This is a genomic window from Cohnella silvisoli, assembly GCF_021190915.1.
GTDB lineage: Bacteria > Bacillota > Bacilli > Paenibacillales > Paenibacillaceae > Cohnella > Cohnella silvisoli.
Genome location: NZ_JAIOAP010000003.1, coordinates 140553 through 163166 on the forward strand (window position 1 = coordinate 140553; position 22614 = coordinate 163166).

The window sequence follows — 22614 nt, forward strand, 5'->3', positions numbered from 1 at the left end:
TACGGGATGGTGTATCGTGAACGGATTGAAATTGCGGTATTCACGTCCTGCGACGGGCTGGTCGCAAGGACTTCCCATAGGGAACGGAAGACTGGGAGCCGTCATCCAAGGCGGGATAGAAACCGAGACATGGAATTTAACGGAAATCACGTATTGGTCGGGTCAGCCGGAAGAGGTCAACAATAATGCTCAAGCCAAAGTTGATCTAAACCGGATGAGGGAACAATTTTTCACAGGGGACTATCGCCTAGGAGAGCGTTTGGCACAGCAAGCTCTCCAGCCTGCCAAGAAGAACTTCGGTACCCACTTGTCGCTATGCGACCTAACGTTAAGCTTCGATACACAGGGTGAAGAATTCGAGCGCGAGCTCAATCTAGATGACGCTATCGTACATCATTCTTACAAGAACAATGGGCAAAGCCTTACCCGGGAAGTGTTCGCTTCCCACGCGGACGGCATCGTCGCTTCCCGGATACGGAGCGAACGAGCCGGAGGTATTTCCTTCGTTCTCGGACTTCAAGGAAGGACGCCGTATTTCACGACTACGGTTTCGGATGACGGATCGATCATCTTCGCGGGTAAAGCGACGGAAAACATGCACAGCGACGGAAGCTGTGGCGTCTTCTGCCGGGGGATGGTCAAAGTGGTCGCCAAAGGCGGAACGATCGTCGGCGAAGCGGGGACCCTGTCCGTCACGAACGCCGATGAAGCGATCATATACTTCGCCGTGGCGACCGATTACGGGAAAAGCGGAGACGACTGGACCCGGGAAAGCGGTCGGCAGTTGGAATATGCGATAACTAAAGGGTATGAGCGCCTCAGGGAGGATCATATCGCCGACTACCGTAAGCTTTATACTCGCGTGAATATCGATCTTGGGGTTTCCGAGCGCACGGCCCTTCCGACCGACGAAAGAATCCGGCTGCTCATGGACGGTCAAGGGGAAGACCCTCAATTGTTCGCACTATTTTACCAATACGGCCGTTATCTAATGATTGCTGGGTCTCGGGAGGATTCTCCCTTGCCCATGAATTTGCAGGGAATATGGAACGACGGCGAAGCGAACCGCATGCAATGGAGCTGTGACTACCATCTAGACGTCAATACGCAGATGAACTATTTTCCGACCGAAACTGGTAATTTGGCGGAAAGCCACGTCCCATTGATGGCTTTCGTCGAGAAGTTGTCCGTTGCGGGCAAATCGGCGGCAAGCGCCTTTTACGGCTGCGAGGGATGGGTGGCGCATGTGTTCACCAATTCGTGGGGATTCGCGTCACCGGGCTGGGAAACCTCATGGGGGTTAAACGTCTCGGGCGGCTTATGGATAGCCACTCATCTCAGAGAACACTATGAGTTCAGCCAGGACAGGGAATTCCTAAGGGAGACGGCTTATCCCATTCTGAAAGAAGCGGCGATTTTCTTCCTGGACTACATGACGGTGCATCCGAAGTATGGCTGGTTAGTTACCGGACCTTCCAATTCGCCGGAAAACAGCTTCTACATCGGCAGCAACGAGAGCGACACTTATCAACTCTCGATGGGGTCAACGATGGATCAGATGCTCGTGCGGGACTTGTTCGAATTTTGTCTAACCTCAGCGGAAGAGTTGGATACGGACCCGGAGTTCCGAGAGAAGCTGAGACATTCCATTTCCTTGCTGCCGCCTTTGCAAATAGGCAAGAGGGGACAGTTGCAGGAATGGCTAGAGGATTATGGGGAAGCCCAACCTGATCACAGGCATTTATCGCACTTGTTCGGCCTTTATCCAGGCAATCAGGTGACGCCGTACGGAACCCCCGACTTGAGCGCAGCCGCGAGAATGACACTTGAGAACCGTATGGGCCGCGCCGATCTGGAAGACGTGGAATTCACGCTTGCGATGATCGCGGCGAGCTTCGCCAGGTTAAGGGATGGAGCGAATGCGCGCAAGCAATTAACGTACTTAATCGGTCGGTTATGCTTCGACAACCTATTTACTTATTCCAAAGCAGGGATCGCGGGAGCGGAGACGAATATTTTCGTAGCGGACGGCAATTTCGGCGGAACGGCGGCTATCGCGGAGATGCTTCTGCAGAGCCATGCGGGAGAAATCGATCTCCTGCCCGCGCTTCCCGGAGAGTGGCATACGGGCAAGGTATCCGGATTGCGGGCCAAAGGAAACGCGGAAGTGGATATCGCATGGGAGAACGGCCACTTAGTTGAAGCAACGGTTAAAGCTTTTTCGAATGGAAGGACTTCGTTACGGTATGGGGATCGGACGGTTCAGCTCAATCTTGAATCGGGTCGCGTATACAGGATAGATAGCAATTTGCGCCTCATGTAGCAATATTTATCGAAAGACGAATCCAACAATTAGCAACTACGGTGAGTTCCTTATCGGCAGTTGCTTTTTTCTACGCAAACTATTGCAGAATTGGTTTTGATCGGTTATGATAACGCTCTCAATCGAGAAGGGAGGTTTGTTCGTGCCTAGGTATTCCAGGGTGTTCAGGAGATTTCTGATCTCCTATATCGTCATTCTGATCATCCCAAGCATTGCCGGATACATGTCTTATCGCACTTCGATTTCAGTCACCCAATCCGTCTCGATCGAGAACAGCGTGACCCAGCTTCAGAAAAGCAAAGAAATTCTAGAGCGAAGAATGGCCGAAGTAGAAGGGTTTACGAGACAGCTGGCGATTAACCAAGACTTGAGCATCTTGATGAACGAGAAGAGCTCCAACGATAGATCCAACGTATTCGGCATTTGGAAAATGATGAGGAACGTTCTGACTTTCGGTCAGACAAACGATTTTCTTCAACATTTTTTCGTCTATCTTAACAATTACAATGTCGTGCTAACGCCCGGGTCCGCTTATTTCCGTCCCGAGCATTATTACGAGAATTATCATTATAGCGACCTTTCCTTCTCGGAGTGGAAACGAACGATACTCGGGAAGACGCACAGAAGCGAGATCATGCCGCTCAGCCCGTTCGTAAATAAAGGTACGGAAACCTCCGTCGTTACTTACATGCAATCTCTTCCGCTAGACTCCTTCGACGGTTCGTCCCCGGCCATCGTGGTCGTAATCATCGATGAAAAAACGATCTCAAGACTTCTGTCGGGCATAACGGACAGGTACGGCGGATGGGCCCACATTACTGACGCTAAAGGCCATACCGTCGGGTTGCATGGGATCGATGAGAAAGATGCCGAGAAATTGTCCGCTGATAAACGCTTCGACAAGGAAAAGGTCAGTCAATTTTACGGGGACGATCTGGTCATTACGATCCGTTCCAGTACGAACGATTGGGTATACCAGGCAGGTATCCCAAGGCAAGTCTTGTTGGAAAACGCGAATAAGATCAAGTACATCACTTGGTCCGTGACCGGTATCGCGCTGCTGATCGGCCTGCTCGTCGGCTTGCTGCTTTCTTACCGGAACAGCGCCCCGATCAATCGGTTGGTAGGCGTCATGAAAGAGCAATTCGGTCAAGACGGGAATACCGGACGCAACGAGTACGATTTCTTGCACGGTAACATTTCCGAGATGATCACGAATAATAAGCGGCTGGAGTCCGAGCTTCATCGTCAGGTTCCGCTCGTTAGGGATGCCTTTCTCAAGCGGCTTATCGCGGGCGAATTCCAATCGAGGGAAGAAATCATTGCCTCCGCGGTCCAAGCGAACGCCGGATTGAACGGGAATGCGGGTTATGTGGGAATTCTGCAAGTAAACGGATATTCCCTAATGGATAGCGTGGAAATTCTTAACGAATTGAACGCGGCGCGGTTGATCCTGAAGCAAGCATTGATCGATTCCGGAAGCTCTGTCCGCATGACGGATATCGGATCCGACAAGATCGCGTCCTTGTTCGCGTTCACGGACGCAACGACGGCGGTTCAGATCGGCAAGGAAGAAATCTCGAAGACGTTGAATCGGATTTCCCAGCTCGTATTCGACGAGTATCGGATATCCGTGACCGCGGCTATGGGGGACCTGTTCGATGCGGTAACGGAAGTTAGCCATTCTTTCGAACAAGCCAAGCAGGCGTTGGAGCATGCGGTACATCTGAACAAGAAGGGAATAACTTGGTTCGAGGAGACGAGAACGGAGAGCGCTACTTATTATTATCCGCTCGATACCGAGCTGCGGCTGATCGGCACGATCCGGGCGGGGGAAATCGAGGAAGCCAAGCGAATCGTCCAATCCATCATCTCGCAAAACACGGAGCACAGGGAGCTTTCTTTCGAGATGAAGCATCAACTGGTCGGGGAAATGAAAGGAACTTTCCTCAAGCTGCTCGATCAGAAAACTTTCATGGAATCGGAGCTTTTCGAAAGCGTCAAAAACAGGATTATCGAAATTCAAGCGACGGAAACGTTCGAATTTATCCAAGAGGAAATTCGTGATATCATGGAAGCGTTATGCGGGCTGATCATGAGCAAGAAAAACGATAGTCATACGAGAACCGTCGAACAGATCAAGGAGTATATCAAGACGACTTACGCGGAATCAGACCTTACCCTGTATCGGGTCGCCGAGCAAGTGGAAAGACCCGAGAAATACATTTCGCAACTGTTCAAAGAAGTAACCGGAATGAATCTATCCGACCATCTGGAGAAAGTCAGAATGGATCACGCGGTATTGCTGCTTAAAGATAACGAGTACACGGTCGATGAGATCGCTTCGCGGGTCGGATATAACAGCTCGCATTCGTTTCGGAGAGCGTTCAAACGGGTAACGGGCATTTCCCCAAGCTCTTACAGACAATCCGTCGAAGATTAAGGAGGTTGGGAGAAAATTGAAAAGAAGCGCGATTCTAACGGCTGCAGTCATCGTTTTTCAATTGATCCTAACAGCCTGCATGTCGTCTTCGAAACCCGACGGCGCAAACTCGGCCGTAATAAGTATTAGAGTTTTTGCTCAACAGGACGCCTCGATAAATCTCGAAACGAACGATTTCACGAAAAACCTCGAAAAACGGTTTAACGTAAAGTTCGACTGGAACATCGTTCCGTATGACGGTGCCAAAGAGCAGCGTCAAATATCGCTGGCCAGCGGCAAATATGCCGATGCCTATATTCTCACGACTTATATTGACCAATTTTCGCAGGCGGATGTTCTTCGGTACGGCAAGCAGGGAGTTTTCGTTCCTTTGAACGAACTGATCGATAAGTACGCGCCCCATGTCAAAGCGGCGATGGAGAACAATGCAACCTTAAAGGCTTTCAATACGGCGCCGGATGGGAATATCTACGGGCTGGTGGCGTATAGCGAGTGCTTTCATTGCTCATACCCCAATAAGATGTGGCTAAACACGAAGTGGTTGAAGCAATTGAACCTGGACATGCCGAGAACGACGGACGAGTTCAAGAAAGTATTGGAAGCTTTCAAAACCCGTGATCCGAACGGCAATGGCAAAGCGGACGAAGTTCCGCTGAGCGGATCGACGGAAGATTTCGGAGTGCGTCTTATTCCTTACCTTATGAACGGCTTCATCTATGACGACGACAGAAACTACCTTAGCCTGACTAAAGGGAAAGTGGATACGGTAGCCGACAAACCGGAATGGAAAGAGGGTTTGGCTTATATAAAGACCCTTTACGATGAGAGTCTAATCGATCCGGGAGCCTTTACCCAGAATGCCGATGCTTTCAGGAAGATCGGCGATAATGCGGACGCGCAGATTTTAGGAGCGGGAGCCGCCATGCACCCCTTGATTTTCGTGGATACGGGACCGGACAACAGCCGAGGGAGCGATTATAACCCGGTACCGCCGTTAATCGGTACGCATTCCTCTTATGCGGTGCATAATACGATCGGAGTGACTCCGGGAGCCAAATTCGTTATTACGGACAAAGCTAGCAAGGAAGCTCGGATCGCTTTGATCAAAATGGTCGATTACATGTTCACTCCCGAAGGGCAGGCAAACGCCGAAGTAGGCAAGGAGGGGTTGGATTGGAGAAGGCCAATCGAGGGAGAAAAGGCGCTAGGCTCTAATGTAAGTCCTGCGTTCACGAGAATTCCCGTCAAAGAGGGAGATAAGCCCAATAATGCCGGATGGGGCGGAATGGGGCATTTCTATATGCCGAAGGAATACCGGGACAGCTGGGTTCAAGGCACGGACATTTACGCTCCCGACGGTTATGAGCGAAGGCTTTACGAAGCTACGTTGATTTATGAAGGAAAAGAGCCGAAGGAGTTATTCCCGATTTGGTCGGTATGGATCGATTCGAGGGAAGCGGAGGAAGCAAGCTTCCTGCAGTCCAGCCTCAAAAATTACATTGAAGAAAGCGCTCTTCAATTCATTACGGGCAACAAAAATTTGAATGAGGATTGGGATTCCTACGTACGGGGATTGACCGATATGAAGATTGGTCGTTACATCGCAATTATGCAAAAAGCATACGATGTTTCGATAAAAACGGATAACAGGTAAGCTTAAAAATCCTAGGCGCCGCCGCGTCCAGGATTTTTTTTGAATTATCAGTAAGCATAAGTTTTATGGACATCAGCTCATCTAGGCTTCATATGTTTTTCTTCGTATGTACCAATATCCCGCAGCGTCAGAAAAGTAGGAAAATAGATCGGCACCTAATTTCCGTGCCATTTCGGAGAAATCGTACCATTATCCCCTTGCCTCAGAAGTGAGTTGCCCATCAGCGGAAATTCGAACGCCATGATTTGAGAGAAAGTTGCAATCAACGGATTTTCTAATGGCATGACTTGAGTAGGCAGTTGCCAATCAGCGGATATTCGAATGCCATGATTTGAGAGGGAGTTGCAATCAACGAATTCCCGAATATCACGCATAAGTTTGCCGTTTCGTGAATTGAATTAGAATGGAACGGGTTATCGACAACTCAAAAAGCAGGTATCCCAAGCATCAAGCGTTCCATAGGGTGAGATATTTTCCTTTCCACTTCGCTTTGCTTCCCCAGACCACCCAGGGAACGGTGAGAACCGATTTGCTGCGGGTCAGATCTTTGTAAGTCAAAGTTGGTGTCGTGGCGCACCAATGGAGCAGTTGGCTGAAAACCGGGACACGGCGGAGCTTTAAGTTCAACCGGAAACAAAACTCGTCTAAATAAGCCTGCAAATGTTTGGCCCCGATGCCATTAAACGTATTGTTCAGCCACGCGGTCACCTTCCACTTGATGGGGTTGAAAGCAGGGTGAAGTTTGCCGCGCCCCAAAACGGTCACGGCCTGTTCATCGATATGATCTTTTACGAACGCTTGGACACCAGGTTTTTCAATCCACCTCAACGCGTTATTCACATGGCTGGGATCCGGTTGTTTGATTTTGACTTGCTTAGGCTCGTCTCGCTCGTCGAGGGATCCGCCGATCAACAGCGGCTGCTGGGCCTCGCTATAATACGTGTAACCGTAAGAGATAGGGTCTACTCGCACAACACCCGTGAGCGGGTCGCCTTCATCGGCTTGTTGCAAGGCATGGCGGATTTTTCTTGCGATGAGCCACGCGGTCTTATAGGTGACCTGAATCACTTGGGACAGGCGGGAGGCGCTGATGCCGGAAGGCCGGGAGATGAGAAACATCGCTTGGAACCAGCGGGTCAACAAAGTGGGGCTGCCTTCCATGATGGTGCCGGCGATGACAGACGTCTGATGGCGACAGGAGCGGCATTCGTAGAGAGGCAGTCTGCGCGTTTGGATGAGATAAAAGTGAGAATGACGACAAGTCGGGCAACGGAAGCCGTCCGGCCATCTGGCTTCGAACAGCGCCTCGGCGCAAGTCTGCTCGGAGTTGAACTGCTGGCAAAATGCCTCGAAGGTCAGATGATCCAGAAACATACACACCCTCCTCAAATAGAACATTTGTTCTTATTTTCATAATACCAAACATACGTTCTATTTTCAAGAGATATCGGGTAAAATTTCAGCGTTCCGGGTTTATTTTCAACTGTATGAACCAAGTGTTTTCCCTCTGACCGGATGGGATAAAGGTGCATTTCGCGGAGAGGAGGTAGGGGAGGCTGCGGTGTTGCTATTCTCCTTCTGATGCGGGGGGATAATGGTACGTTTTCGCAAATTGCGCAGGCATGAAGAGGAGTATCGGACCGATCGACCCCCAGAGTTACAAGGGAGTTCATGGGTAAGATTGCTTTATTACGGATATTCGCCAAAAGTAAAAGGACCGGAAGCAGAGCCCCGGTTCTTCTTAATGACTTTTTGTTACTGGGATGGAGATTTGGACGCGGGCATGTAAATTTGCCCCTTTGGAGCAGGGAGTACTGTACGTAAAACGACCCAAATGTACCTATTCCGATTCCGGTAAATTCCAATATGATCAATCGTGTGGTAAGCGCTACCATCGTATAAATAAACTGAATAGAAGAGGGAGCAAAAAAATGAAAAGGAAAATATCGGCTTTGTTTGCGGTAGTGATCATCATCGGAATGGTATTGTCGGCGTGCTCGAAAAGCAAAGAAAGCTCGGATCCCACGACGGGAGCTTCGGCTTCGCAGCAAGGGAATGGAACGGCGGCTTCCGCATCGGCCGAGCCGGTGGAAATCGATGTTTTCGCCGTGCAGGAGAACGGGATCGATTTGCCGACTAACGGATTCACGAAGCTCCTCGAAGAAAAGTTCAACGCGAAATTCAAGTTTCAAACGGTTCCATCGGACGGAGCGAAAGAGAAGCGCCAAATTTCTTTGGCGAGCGGCGATTACCCGGACGCGTACATTTTGACGGCGTATATTGACCAGTTCTCGCAAGCGGATGTTCTCAAATACGGCCAGCAAGGCGTATTCGTGCCGTTAAACGATCTTATCGACAAATATGCGCCCAATATTAAAGCCGTCATCAAGAAGGATCCTACGTTCAAAGCTTTTAATACGGCTCCGGATGGAAGCATCTACGGGCTGGCGGCTTATGCGGAATGCTACCATTGCTCATATCCGAACAAAATGTGGGTCAATACGAAGTGGTTGAAGAAGCTGAACATTGAAATGCCGACGACAACCGAACAATTCAAGAAGATGTTGCAGGCATTCAAGAACGACGATCCTAACGGCAACGGCAAGAAAGACGAACTGGCGCTCAGCGGCTCGACGGAAGATTACGGAGTTCGTCTTATTCCCTACTTCATGAACGGCTTTATTTACGATGACGATCGCAATTATTTGAATCTAACGAACGGTAAAGTCGATACGGCCGCCAATAAGCCGGAATGGAAGGAAGGACTGACGTTTATCAAGTCGCTTTACGACGAAGGTTTGATCGATCCGGGCGCTTTCACGCAAAACGCCGAGGCGTATAAGAAAATCGGGGAAAACGCGGACGCACAAATTCTTGGAGCGGCGGCGGGGATGCATCCTGCAATCTTCGTCAATATAGACGCCGGAAACAAATTCTCCGCCGATTATGATGCCGTTCCGCCGCTAGCTGGACCCCATGGCTCCTTTGCCACTCATGATGCCGGGGGAATCTCGGCCGGAGCTAAGTTCGTCATCACGAACAAGGCAAGCGAAGAAGCGCGAATCGCGTTGATCAAAATGGTCGATTATATGTATACCCCGGAAGGCCAAACCAATAGCGCCTCGGGTTTGGAAGGGGTGACTTGGAGAAAGCCGAATCCGGATGAAAAGGCGCTTGGCAAGGATGTTGAAGCTAAATTCGCTTATATACCCGCGAAAGATGGAGATGCTCCTTCCAATTCGGGCTGGAGCGGAATGGGTCATTTCTACATGCCTAAGGAATATTACGACAGCTTTGTTTCGGCTACGGATATCTACACTCCGGAAGGTTACGTGCGCAGGTTGAATGAAGCGACGGATTTGTATCTCGGTCATGAACCGAAGGAGCTGTTCCCGCTCTGGGCGGTCTGGATCGATCCCAAAGAAGCGGACGAAGCGAGCATCCTTCAGACGAACATCAAAAACTACGTGGAGCAGAACGCGCTTCAATTCATAACCGGAAGCAAGGATCTGAACAAGGATTGGGATTCTTACGTGAAAGGGCTTGAAGATCTTAACGTTGGCCGTTATCTCGAAATTTTGCAGAAAGCTTACGATGCAACCTCCAAATAAGAGGCACATGAATCCCGGCTGCGCTAGCAGTCGGGATTTTTGCGAGCGTTTCCAAGGCCGACGGAAAAATGTACGCGCAGACGGGGATTTGCACCCTTCGAAATCTGGGGAACTGTACGGGAAAACACCCAAATGTACCTATCCGAATAGAGCAATATCCATATAAAATCAGTCGTGTAGAAAGCGCTATCATGCAGCTGAGGCAATTGACCGAGGAGGGATCGTTCTGGAGAAAGAGATGGTATTAAACCGTAAGACAGTGACGCGCGGCATCAAGCGAGGAATATCTCAAGAGGCCAAAATAAGCTTCAGGAAACATTGGCAATTATATGTGCTCATCATTCCGCCTGTGTTGTTTTTTCTTATTTTTAAGTACTACCCGATGTTGAATGCCGTCCTAGCCTTTAAGGATTATAACGTCATTAAGGGGATATGGGGGAGCCCGTGGGTAGGGTTTAAGAACTTCAACTTATTTTTCGATAATCCCATGTTCTTGACTTTGATCAAGAACACGGTTTATGTGAGCGGTTACCTATTGCTGGCAGGTTTTCCTATTCCAATCCTGCTTGCATTAATGCTGAACGAAGTTCGCAATGCCCGGTTCAAGCGGCTCGTTCAATTGGTATCGTTCGCGCCGTATTTCATTTCCACCGTCGTCATGGTATCCATCATTATGCTTTTTCTGGCTCCAAGGCTGGGATTCGTGAATGTCGCCTTGAATTACCTAGGATTCGAATCCGTCAATTTCCTAGGGGAACCGGGATTGTTCCGATCCATCTATGTTTGGTCCGATATTTGGCAGACGGCCGGTTATTCCGCGGTCATCTATTTGGCAGCTCTTGCCGGCGTGGATCCAACGTTGTATGAGGCTGCTAAAGTGGACGGAGCTTCGCGCTTCCAGAAAATCGTTAACGTAGATCTGCCCGGTATTTTGCCGACGATCGTTATTATTCTCATTCTGAACGTAGGCAACGTTATGGCGATCGGTTTCGAGAAAATCTATTTGCTACAAAACCCGCTCAATTTAAGTACTTCCGAAATCATAGCCACCTATGTCTACGATATTGGTCTCCGAAACGCCAATTATAGCTTCGCGACCGCGGTCGGTTTGTTTAATTCCGTCATTAATCTCGTTCTGCTGTTCGGAGTTAATAGTCTAGCCAAACGATTCTCAAACAATAGCATTTGGTAAATGGGGGGTGCTTCCATGGCATCGAAGAATAAACCGATTAAAGATTCTACCGGCGATAAAGTGTTTCTCATTTCGATTTATGTCATATTGAGCCTCGTATTTATCGTCGTGCTATATCCGCTCATCTATATTGTCAGCAGTTCGTTCAGCAGTCCGGCGGCGGTAACTTCCGGTCGGGTATGGTTATGGCCGGTTGACCTGTCGATAAACGGATACGAAAGGCTGTTTAACACGCCGAAAATCATGACGGGGTATGCGAACTCCTTGTTCTACACGGCAGCCGGAACGGTAATCAGCGTGATTCTTACCATCATGATTGCTTATCCGCTCTCGCGAAAAACGTTTTTCGGCAAAAATGCTTTAATGATGATGATTACTTTCACCATGTTATTTAGCGGGGGCCTGATTCCAACTTATATGGTCGTCAGGGAAGTAGGGCTGATCGATACAAGATGGGCGTTATTGATTCCGAACGCGATATGGGTATGGCAGGTCATTATCGCGAGATCGTTTTTCCAAACCTCCATTCCGGATGAATTGATCGATTCCAGCGAAATGGACGGTTGCAGCGATTTTCGTTTTATGAGAAGCGTGGTCATTCCCCTATCCAAACCGATCATTGCCGTGCTCGTCCTTATGTACGCAGTGGGTCAATGGAACGCCTATTTCGATGCGCTCATTTATCTCAAAACCGCAAACCTATTTCCTCTGCAGTTGATTCTGAGGAGCATCATCATCGAAAACAACAGCTCCGGCGTTATGGACGCCATGAAGCTCGTCGAAAGACAGCAGCTTGCGGAGTCGTTGAAATATTCGCTAATCGTGGTTGCGACATTGCCGGTGCTTATCATCTATCCGTTCGTTCAGCGATACTTCGTGCAAGGGATGCTGGTCGGTTCCGTTAAAGGCTGATCGAATAGGATTGAGAGGAGTGATCGATATGTAGCGGTCGAACAAGCAATGAATTCAAATGAAATTCAAATCAAACCATTCCACATTAGAAAAGGGAGCGAAAAAATTGAAAAAAAGCGTCTTAAGTTTGTTGGCCTGCCTATTGGCGTTCAGCGTGGTGATTGCTGCATGTTCGAAAAAAGAGAATACAACCGAACCGAGTTCCAGCGCATCCGCATCGCAACCGGCGGCACAATCGTCGTCAGCCGCCCCGGAATCGACCGCACCGGTTGAAATCAGCGTTTTTGCCGTACAGGAACCGAACATCGACCTAGCTACGAATAAATTCACGAAACACGTGGAAGAAAAATTCAACATCAAATTCAAGTGGGATGTTTCCCAGCAAGATGGCGCTAAAGAGAAACGCCAAATTTCGCTGGCAAGCGGCGACTATCCGGATGCCTACTTTTTGACCGCTTGGATTGACCAATTCACGCAAGCGGATCTTGTTAAGTACGGGAAACAAGGAGTATTAATACCGTTAAACGATCTCATCGATCAATATGCGCCCCACGTTAAACAGGCAATGGTAGATCACCCTGATTTGAAGTCGTTGATTACGGCTCCGGACGGCAATATTTACGGGCTCGTGTCCTATACGCAATGTTTCCATTGTTCCTATCCGAACAAGCTGTGGCTGAATACCGAATGGTTGAAAAAATTGAATCTTGAAATGCCGAAAACGACCGAAGAATTCAAAAAAGTGCTTGAAGCGTTCAAGAACGACGATCCGAACGGCAACGGTAAAAAGGACGAAGTTCCGCTTAGCGGATCGATCGAAGACTACGGCGTACGCATTATCCCTTATCTTATGAACGGCTTCGTATATGACGACGACCGTAATTACCTGAATCTGACGGGCGGGAAAGTCGAATCCGCTGCCATTAAGCCGGAGTGGAAAGAGGGCTTAACCTATATCAAGTCCCTGTATGATGAAAAGCTGATCGATCCGGGCGCGTTTACGCAAAACTCCGAAGCTTACAAGAAAATCGGAGAAAACGGAGATACGGAAATCTTAGGCGCCGGTGCGGGTATGCATCCTGCAATCTTCGTCAGCATCGACAAAGGAAACCTGCATTCGGCCCATTACAATCCGCTTCCACCGCTTACGGGTCCTCACGCTTCATACGCTACGCATGATGGAGGCGGCGTAAACCCGGGCGGAAGATTCGCTATTACGAACAAAGCGAGCAAAGAAGCGCAAATCGCATTGATCAAGTTCGTTGATTATATGTACACGCCGGAAGGACAAACGAACGGCGCGGCGGGAATGAAAGGCATTGACTGGGAAGATCCGGCCCCAGGCGACGTTGCGCTTGGAGAAGGCGTCACTCCTATGGTCAAAACGATTCCTGCCGTAGAAGGCGAAGCTCCTCGCAACGCCGGCTGGAGCGGAACGGCCCATTTCTACCAACCAGCGGAATACAGAGACAGCTTCGTTCAAGGCACGGACATTTACGACTCTGCCAACTATGAGCGCAGACTGTACCAAGCAACGCAATTGTACAAAGGTCATGAGCCGCAAGAACTGTTCCCGATCTGGTCGATCTGGATCGATCCGTCTGAGATCGACGAAGCGAGCATCCTGCAAACGAATCTGAAAAATTACATCGAGCAAAACGCGCTGCAATTCGTTACCGGCAACAAAGACTTGAACAAGGATTGGGACTCTTATGTTAAAGGCCTGAAAGATTTGAAATTGGATCGTTACCTGGAGATCCTGCAAAAAGCGTACGACGCATCCGCTAAATAATAAAGTTCGAAGAAAATCAGGTGCTTTATTGCGAAATAGAGCACCTGATTTTTAATTCCAATAACTAAGGGGATGGATGATGTGGTTAACGCGGTAAAAAAAGCTCGGATTTGGCTTCTTGCTTTCATTATGATCGCGGCGCAATTGGGATTTATCGTTCCTGTTACGAATGTTGCCAAGGCCGCCAACAACGGGTTGGGGCAGAAACCGTACATGGGTTGGAGCAGCTACAGCATGCAGGTTTATTCCGGCAATGGCCAATGGATCACCGCGGCCCAAATTAAAGCGCAATCGGATGCCATGCACGAGAAGCTGCAATCCCATGGCTACGAATATATCAACATCGACGCCGCGTGGAACGGGGGCATGGACGGTTATGGCCGCCCCATTCCGAGCACTACGCTATATCCTAACGGTTTTCAGGAAGTAATCGACTATGTGCATAACAACGGGCAGAAAATCGGGATTTATGGGATTCCGGGCTTATCCCCGCAAGCTTACGCCGCCGACCTGCCGATTTACGGAGCTCCCGGCTGTTCGATGCAGGATATTGCCGTCCAACCGTTGACTACGTCGGATTATTGGGGAATCGGATACAAAATCGACTTTTCCAACCCTTGCGCGCAGAGCTATATCAATTCCATTGCCGACGTATACGGAGAATGGGGAATCGATTTCCTGAAATTCGACAGCGTTACGCCAGGCTCGGGCCATGACGACACTTCCATTGATGCTAGAGACGACGTTAAAGCTTGGTCTCAAGCATTGGCCCCGCATCATATATGGCTTGAATTATCATGGGCGCTGGATATTAAGTATGCCGATACATGGAAACAGTACGCCAACGGATGGCGTGTGGATTGGGATGTCGAGTGTTATTGCCAGAATACCGCTTTAACCGCATGGGCGAATATCGCTCGTCTTTTTCCGAAAGCGGAACAGTGGTGGCGGCATGCCGGACCGGGCGGCTGGAACGATTTCGATTCCTTGGATATCGGCAACGGCGCCATGGATGGCATCACGCAGGACGAGCGTCGGACGGCTATGACGTTATGGTCGATTTCGTCGGCGCAATTATATACGGGCAATGATCTAACCAACCTGGACAGCTTTGGTCTAGAGTTATTGACGAACGATGAAGTGATCGCCGTCAATCAGGCGGGACGCCCCGCGCATCCCGTATCGACCGCCTCCGAACAGCAGGTTTGGTATGCCAACAACGGAGATGGAACTTACACCGTCGGTCTATTTAATCTTGGAAGTTCCGCCGCGACGGTTAACGTCAATTGGAGCGATATCGGATTGAACGGCCTCGCTTCCGTTCGGGATTTGTGGAGTCATACCGATCTTGGAACCTTCAACTCCGGCTATAGTTCTATTAATCTGGCTTCGCACGGATCGCGATTGTTCAAAGTAACTTCCCAGGGCGGCTCGGTTTCCCTCAATGATGACGATACCGGCATGAAATACGCGGGCTCCTGGAATCGAAACGGAGGCAAGGAATTTACGGAAGCAACGCAAAATTTCTTAGTCGCCATTCACGATGCTTCGGCACAGAACAGTACGATCAGCCCGACAACCGGAAGTTTTGATAAAAAGGGATCTGCCCAGGCTGACGTAACGACAACGATGACGCTTAACGGAAACGAATTAAGCAGCATTAAGAACGGCGTTACGCCGTTGACTCTAGGTACGGATTACACGGTTTCGGGCAACGAGGTAACCATCAAGAAGGAATACCTTGCGAATCGACCCGTCGGAATAACCCACCTGAACTTCACCTTCAGCGCGGGGGCAACGCAAATCTTAGACATTACTGTAAGCGATACAACTCCGCGGGACAGTAGAGTTACTCCGGCCGCGGTAAGCTTCGACCAGAAGGCAACGGCTCAGGCCGATGTAACGACGACAATAACATGGAACGGAAATGAATTGACCAGCATATCAAACGGTGAAACAACGCTCGCGCCAGGCACAGACTATACGGTATCGGGCGACGCGGTCACCATCAAGAAACAATTTCTTGCCGCCCGGCCAAGAGGAACAACGAATCTGATCTTCTCCTTTAATACAGGAGCAGCGCAAACCGTTGCCTTGATCGTCAAAGATTCTTCTATCGGCGGCTCGGTTTCCCTTAATGATGACGATGCCTCCATTTCTTACACGGGCGCGTGGAACCAAAGCACGAACAGGGGGCTCGGGGATTACAAAAACGACGTTCATTGGACCGAGACCAACAATGATTATTTTGAATACGCGTTTACGGGAACGGGAATCGAATTGATTACGGAAATGGATCCCTCCCAAGGCGCTATGGATATTTACGTGGACAACGTGTTCAAACAGACCGTAAGCACTTATAACCTAGGAAGGCTGGCCCAGCAAACCGTCTACAACATTACCGGATTGCCGAGCGGGGCCCATACGCTTAAGGTCGATAAGAAATCGGGGTACTTCATGCTGCTAGACAAATTGACGGTTGCCGTACCCGATCTGATTAGCCCTTCAACGGCAAGCTTCGATAAAGCGGTACCGGAACAGGCGGATGTATTGACAACGACGACAGTCGGCGGAAATGAATTGAGCAGCATAACAAACGATGGAGCAACGCTGGCGTCAGGTACCGACTATACGGTATCGGGCAACGAGGTCACCATCAAGAAGGAATACCTTGCGGCAAAGCCGATCGGAACAACCAACCTTATTTTCTCCTTTAATGGAGGAGCCACGCAGACTCTCGCTATCACGGTTAGCAACTCCGGGGCACAGAACAGTACGGTTTCCATTAACGATAACGATTCGGGCATTACTTACTCGGGTCCTTGGGGGCATAGTACGGGCAGGGGACTTGGGGATTATCAGGATGACGTTCACTACACCGAGGCAAACGACGCTTACTTCGAATACGCCTTTACGGGAACGGGAATCGATCTGATTACGGAAAAGGATTCTTCGCAGGGTGACGTCGACATCTACGTGGATAACGTATTCAAGCAAACGGTAAGCACTTATAACGATAGCAGATTAGTCCAACAAACCGTGTACGGTATTTCGGGACTGTCCAATGGCCCGCATACGATCAAGGCAGTCAAAAAATCGGGATCTTACATGCTGCTCGATAAATTCAGCGTCAGTGTGCCAGTCGCTGCCAACACGCCAAAGGCTTCTATCAACGATAACGATCCCGGCATTACGTACTCAGGCTCATGGGGACATAGCACGGGCAGGGGACTCGGGGATTATCAGGATGATGTTCACTACACCGAGGCAAACGACGCTTACTTTGAATACGCCTTTACGGGAACGGGAATCGATCTGATCACGGAAAAGGATTCCTCGCAGGGCGACATGGATATTTTCATAGATAATGTATTTAAGCAAACGGTGAACACCTATCACGATAGCAGATTAGTCCAACAAACCGTGTACGGCATTTCGGGACTGTCCAATGGTCCGCATACGATCAAGGCCGTGAAAAAATCGGGATCTTATATGCTGTTGGATAAATTCAGCGTTAGCGTACCTGTCGGGATCAACCCGGCAACGGGAACCTTCGATAAGAAGGTTGCAGCGCAAGCCGATGTCATGACAACGATGACGCTTTATGGAGACACGCTAAGCAGCATAGCTCAAAGCGGTACTCCTCTGGCGTTAGGCACCGATTACGCGGTTTCAGGCAACGAAGTCACCATCAAGAAGGAATACCTTGCAACCCGACCTGTCGGCACAACGAACCTGACTTTCACTTTTGGCTCGGGAGCTGTGCAGACCCTCGTCATTACGGTGAGCGATTCGACGCCGCAGAGCAGTACGATCAGCCCGTCCGTATTAAGCTTTGATCGGAAAGAAACGGCTCAAGCCGATATCACGACAACGGTAGCCCTCAACGGGAATGATTTGAACGGCATCGCGAACGGCGGAACCGCATTGGCGTCCGGTTCCGACTATACGGTATCCGGGAACCAGGTCACGATCAAGAAGGAATACCTTGCCACTCTGCCAACGGGTTCGGTCAATCTGACTTTCTCCTTCAGCGAAGGAGCGACGCAGAATCTTGCCGTTATCGTAAGCGACACGTCCAGAGGCCGGTATGTATTCGTCAACGACGACGATACCGGAATTTCCTACCATGGCGCTTGGCAGCATAACAGAAACAGGGGACTCGGAGATTACAAGGATGACGTGCATTTCACGGAGACGAATAACGATTATTATGAATTTACGTTTAAGGGCACGGGAATCGAAATCGTTACGGAAAAGGATTCTTCGCAGGGAGATATGGACATCTTCGTTGATAACGTGTTCAAGCAAACGATTAGCACTTACAACGTAAGCAAGCAAGCTCTGCAAACCGTGTACAACATTACCGGATTGTCCGATAGCGAACATACCCTCAAGGTCGTGAAGAAATCGGGCTATTATATGCTGCTCGATCAATTGAAATATAAAATAGCGGATCTGATCAGCCCGGATACGGCAAGCTTCGATAGGAATGCGCAGGCTGACGTAACGGCATCGTTGAATATCGACGGAAGCAACTTGCTCGGCATAACCAACGGTGGAACCCCTTTAGTGGCGGGCAGCGATTATACGCTGTCGGGCAACCTGGTCACCATCAAGAAGGAATACCTTGCAACCCGACCGGTGGGAATATCGGCACTGGCATTCTCCTTCCGCGGGGACTATCAGAATGACGTTCATTACACGGAGACGAACGGCGATTATTTCGAGTTTACTTTTACGGGGACGGGAATTGAATTGATTTCGCCTAAAGGTCCATCGCAAGGCAATATCACGATTTTCGTGGATGGTAAGCAAAAACAAACGGTGAATACCTATAATGCCACAAGACTTACCGGGCAACCCGTTTACGGCATTTCCGGGCTGACCAACGGTATTCATACCATTAAGGGAGTGAAAAAATCAGGAGACTCTATGCTGGTGGATAAGTTGACATTTACCGTACCTTCTACGGCTTTAATCAACGATTCGGACTCAGAAATCAAATATAAAGGCATATGGAATCACAGCGGCGGCAGAGGATTGGGAGATTATCAGGATGACGTCCATTATACGGAGAGAAACAACGATTCCTTTAAGTACAAATTTAAGGGAACGGGAATCGAACTCATTACGGAAATGGACTCTTCGCAGGGCAATATCGATATCTACGTGGATGACCAATTTAAGCAAACGGTAAGCACGTATAGCCCCGCTAGATTGATTGGGCAAACCGTGTACCGGATTTCCGGACTTTCCAAAGGTTCTCATACGATCAAAGCCGTAAAAAAATCCGGAGACTATATGCTCTTAGACTCAATAAGAGTCACTCCATAAGAGTCACTCCATAAGAGACCATAAGAGTCACAAACTAATTTCACTATCAAGCCCTCCTAAATGATTAGGAGGGCTTGATATCAACTAGTTCATCCGAGAGAAGAGGGGGGAGTAAACAGCGATGAGAGTGGATGCCCACCAGCATTTGTGGAATTTGGATATAGTGAAATATCCTTGGCTCGTCCCGGAGTACGGACCGATCTATCGGACTTTCGAGGCCGACGAGTTGGAACCGTTGCTTGCTGCATCGGGAGTAGAGAAAACGGTGATCGTTCAAGCGATGGATTCCTACGAAGACACGGACTATATGTTGGAAACCGCCTCCAGGTACGATTGGATCGCGGGCGTGGTGGGTTGGGTGCCGTTGAACAAACCGGATGAGGCCGCAAGGAAATTGGAGCTTTATTCAAGGAATCCTTTGTTCAAGGGAGTTCGTCATCTGATTCACGAGGAGAAAGACCCGGACTGGGTTGTCGGCGATAAGGTAATCGAAGGGCTTAAAGTGCTGGCCGCGTTCGGATTGTCCTTCGATGTCGTCGCCGTGTTTCCGAATCATCTTAAGCACATTCCTAAGCTGGCCGAGAGCGTGCCCGACTTACGGATAGTCATTGATCATCTAGCCAAACCGCAAATTAAAGAGAGTCTAATGGAGCCTTGGTCGAGTCAATTAAAAGCTGCGGCGTCTTATCCGCAAGTGTTTGCCAAAGTGTCTGGACTCAATACGGCCGCGAATTGGGAGAGTTGGTCCTCTGCCGATATCAAACCGTATATCGACTATGCGCTGGATGTATTCGGGGCTGAGCGGGTGATGTTCGGAAGCGATTGGCCGGTAGCGAATCTAGCCGGAGATTACGGCAAAGTATGGACGGAAACAAACATCGCGCTAGAAGAACGTTCGCGAGAAGAGGTCGACCTAGTGTTAGGCGGTACGGCCGCGTCATTCTACAGATTGTAAAAGAGGCACATCAAGGGGGCGGTAAAGTTGAATACAAAGGAACAGGCAAGCAAACACGCGATAAGTTACGACCGCCCGGCTTCGGGCTTTTTCGAAGGCGCTTTGCTCGGAAACGGAGGTTTGGGCGCTGTCGTGACGACGCGTCCCGACGCGGTTGTCATTCATTTCGGACATAACAACGTATGGGATATTCGAATTGCCGAGAATCATCAGGACAAGATCGGAACCTTCGAGGACTTATTCGCAAGGTTGAAGAAAATCCCCGCCGGTTATTCCTCGTTAAACGAGGAAGCTTGGTACCGGGAATACGTAGCGATGACTAGCGAAAATTACGACTTCCCGTATCCGCGCCCGATGCCTTGCGGCTCCATGCTGCTAGGCTTCGACCGGCGGACGACGGAAGTGCTCGGACATAAACTGCGAATAGAGAACGGATTGTGCGAAATTTACTTCAAAGTCGGGGATACCGCGGTTACGTTGCTCGTCTTCGTCGATCAGCATGTCGATCGGTTGTGGGCGACGCTTCAGGATTCGGATGGGTTATCGGCGAGAGCAAATATATTTAATCGGATAAAATTGATCCCCGACCCGAATACGCCGCCTGAGCTTCCCACGCTGGCGGCTTCGGTAGACGTTACGGGCAGTTGTCTTTCCTTTCGTCAAACTCTTCCCTACTCCCTGACTGAGGAGGGGCCGGCCGGCGATCGTTCCAAAGACAGGGCGTTCCGGTTATCGGCTCGAGTCTCTCGCGAAGCAGCCTTTCAAGAAAGTACCCAAGTACTTGAAGCCAAGCTTGGCGAGGGGGCCAACTTTACTGTCTGCATCGAGCTGAACGAAGGCTTGGACGCGAACGTTCCCTGGGAGATCCCAGTCATCGATTCCCCCGATCAAGAGTCGTTTTCCGCGGCATTGGATCTTTCCGATAAGAAATGGGAGGATTATTGGTCCCGCTCGGGCGTCATCTTGGAGGATGAATTTCTGGAGCGCGTATGGTATCGGAATCTCTATTTTTTCCAATGCTCCGTGAAACCGGAAGCGACGTGTCCGGGAATATTCGCCAATTGGAGCTATGGCAAGATCGGCTCGGAATGGCATGGAGACTACCATATGAACTACAATACGCAACAGCCTTTTTGGCTCGCGTTCTCGAGCAACCACGTGGATAAACACTTGGCTTACGTGAATATGGTCGATCACGTGCTTCCCGTCAGCCGCAAATGGGCTCAGGAATATTACGGTTTGCGCGGCGCTTATTACCCGCATTCCGCTTATCCCGTGGAAATGAACATGATGCCTTATCCCGTCCCCCATTGGGGCTGGGAAGTTTGCGAAACCCCGTGGACCGTGCAGAGCCTTTGGTGGCATTATCTGTACACGATGGATAAGGCGTTCTTGGCAGACCGCGCTTATACGCCGATCAAGGAAGCCGTCCTGTTCATGGTGGATTATATGAAAAGACCGGACGCGCATGGAGAAGCCTGGGGGGATGACCGGTATCATATTTTTCCGACGGTGGTACCGGAGCTGTACGAGCTTACGCCAGGTTTCAAGAAAAACAGCGATTGCATCGTCGACCTGACGCTGACGAAGTTCCTATTTCGCGCTTTCCTGGAAGCTTGCGAGGCGCTCGGGTTAAACAAAGCGGAAGCGGAATTGCTGGCCGAAGTCGGGGATATTCTTGGCAAATTTCCCGAGTATCCGACGGCGAAATCGCAGCGGGGAACCGTATTCGTGTCCGTCCCGGGCGAAGACCCGGAGGTGGTCTATAATGTGCCGAACGGGATCTCGACCGTATTCCCGGGGGAAGATCACGGCTTGCATTCGTCGCCGGAGCGCTATCAAATCGGGGTGAACTCTTATCTGAACCATCGCAACGAAGGCGGGAACGAGCTCGTTTTCCTTAATCTCGCCGGGGCGCGGTTGGGGCAGCTCGATCTGGAACGCTTCAAGCGCCAAATCGATTATTGCCTGCTTCCGAACGGTACTTGCACGGACAAATTGCTAGAATCCGGGGGTAGATATTCGGATACGACCCCGTTCGATTATATGGGGCCGATGGGCATATGGTTCGAGAATTTTGCTTTGCCCGTCGTCATCAACGAATGTCTGATGCAAAGCTACAACGGAATCATTCGCTTCTTCCCTAACTGGCCGCTTAATAGGCGCGCGGAATTCCGCACGCTCCGAGCGGTAGGCGGATTCCTCGTAAGCGCGATAGCCGATGCGGGGATGATCCAAGGGATAGAAATCTATAGCGAAGCCGGCTCGCCGCTTCGGGTTTACAACCCGTGGGGTAAAGCGCGGTGTATCCGGGGCCGAGAGGAGGAGACTCTGACAGGGGACATATTGGCATTGGAGACGGAAAAAGGAGAGAAAATCCGGCTGATACCCTAAG

General features: G+C 49.9%; 11 protein-coding genes. 10 read left to right on the forward strand and 1 reads right to left on the reverse strand.

Annotated features, from left to right (window positions below; all coding sequences use genetic code 11):
- Nucleotides 1-16 precede the first annotated feature (16 nt).
- From K7P76_RS07445 to K7P76_RS07455, 3 genes are all read left to right on the forward strand, one after another.
- The gene (locus K7P76_RS07445; RefSeq protein WP_232184594.1) at nucleotides 17-2323 is read left to right on the forward strand and encodes a glycoside hydrolase family 95 protein; all 2307 of its coding nucleotides are present in this window, start codon (nucleotides 17-19) and stop codon (nucleotides 2321-2323) included.
- Between the two features lie 142 nt (nucleotides 2324-2465).
- A complete protein-coding gene (locus K7P76_RS07450; protein ID WP_232184596.1) occupies nucleotides 2466-4766 on the forward strand; it encodes a helix-turn-helix domain-containing protein in 2301 nt (766 codons plus the stop codon).
- A gap of 16 nt (nucleotides 4767-4782) precedes the next feature.
- Complete coding sequence (locus K7P76_RS07455; RefSeq protein ID WP_232184597.1) at nucleotides 4783-6420, forward strand: extracellular solute-binding protein; 1638 nt, start codon at nucleotides 4783-4785, stop codon at nucleotides 6418-6420.
- Between the two features lie 447 nt (nucleotides 6421-6867).
- Here the strand turns inward: K7P76_RS07455 and K7P76_RS07460 are convergent, their stop codons facing one another.
- Nucleotides 6868-7794 (reverse strand): transposase, encoded by a 927-nt coding sequence (locus tag K7P76_RS07460; RefSeq protein ID WP_232184598.1) that lies wholly within the window; start codon nucleotides 7792-7794, stop codon nucleotides 6868-6870.
- A 557-nt stretch (nucleotides 7795-8351) separates the two neighbouring features.
- Here K7P76_RS07460 and K7P76_RS07465 point away from each other — a divergent pair.
- The 7 genes from K7P76_RS07465 (at nucleotide 8352) to K7P76_RS07495 (ending at nucleotide 22613) form a co-directional block, all read left to right on the forward strand.
- Entirely contained in the window at nucleotides 8352-10031 is a 1680-nt protein-coding gene (locus K7P76_RS07465) for an extracellular solute-binding protein (protein WP_232184599.1), read from the forward strand.
- A gap of 238 nt (nucleotides 10032-10269) precedes the next feature.
- The gene (locus tag K7P76_RS07470; protein WP_232184600.1) at nucleotides 10270-11223 is read left to right on the forward strand and encodes an ABC transporter permease; all 954 of its coding nucleotides are present in this window, start codon (nucleotides 10270-10272) and stop codon (nucleotides 11221-11223) included.
- Between the two features lie 15 nt (nucleotides 11224-11238).
- Nucleotides 11239-12135 (forward strand): carbohydrate ABC transporter permease, encoded by an 897-nt coding sequence (locus K7P76_RS07475; protein ID WP_232184601.1) that lies wholly within the window; start codon nucleotides 11239-11241, stop codon nucleotides 12133-12135.
- A gap of 106 nt (nucleotides 12136-12241) precedes the next feature.
- Nucleotides 12242-13927, forward strand: a complete 1686-nt coding sequence (locus K7P76_RS07480; protein WP_232184602.1) for an extracellular solute-binding protein — start codon at nucleotides 12242-12244, stop codon at nucleotides 13925-13927.
- 81 nt (nucleotides 13928-14008) lie between these two features.
- Nucleotides 14009-19264, forward strand: coding sequence for a X2-like carbohydrate binding domain-containing protein (locus K7P76_RS07485; RefSeq protein ID WP_232184603.1), 5256 nt, complete (start codon nucleotides 14009-14011; stop codon nucleotides 19262-19264).
- 121 nt (nucleotides 19265-19385) lie between these two features.
- The gene (locus K7P76_RS07490) at nucleotides 19386-20219 is read left to right on the forward strand and encodes an amidohydrolase family protein (protein ID WP_232184605.1); all 834 of its coding nucleotides are present in this window, start codon (nucleotides 19386-19388) and stop codon (nucleotides 20217-20219) included.
- A gap of 27 nt (nucleotides 20220-20246) precedes the next feature.
- Nucleotides 20247-22613 (forward strand): glycosyl hydrolase family 95 catalytic domain-containing protein, encoded by a 2367-nt coding sequence (locus K7P76_RS07495; RefSeq protein WP_232184607.1) that lies wholly within the window; start codon nucleotides 20247-20249, stop codon nucleotides 22611-22613.
- Nucleotide 22614: the final 1 nt, after the last annotated feature.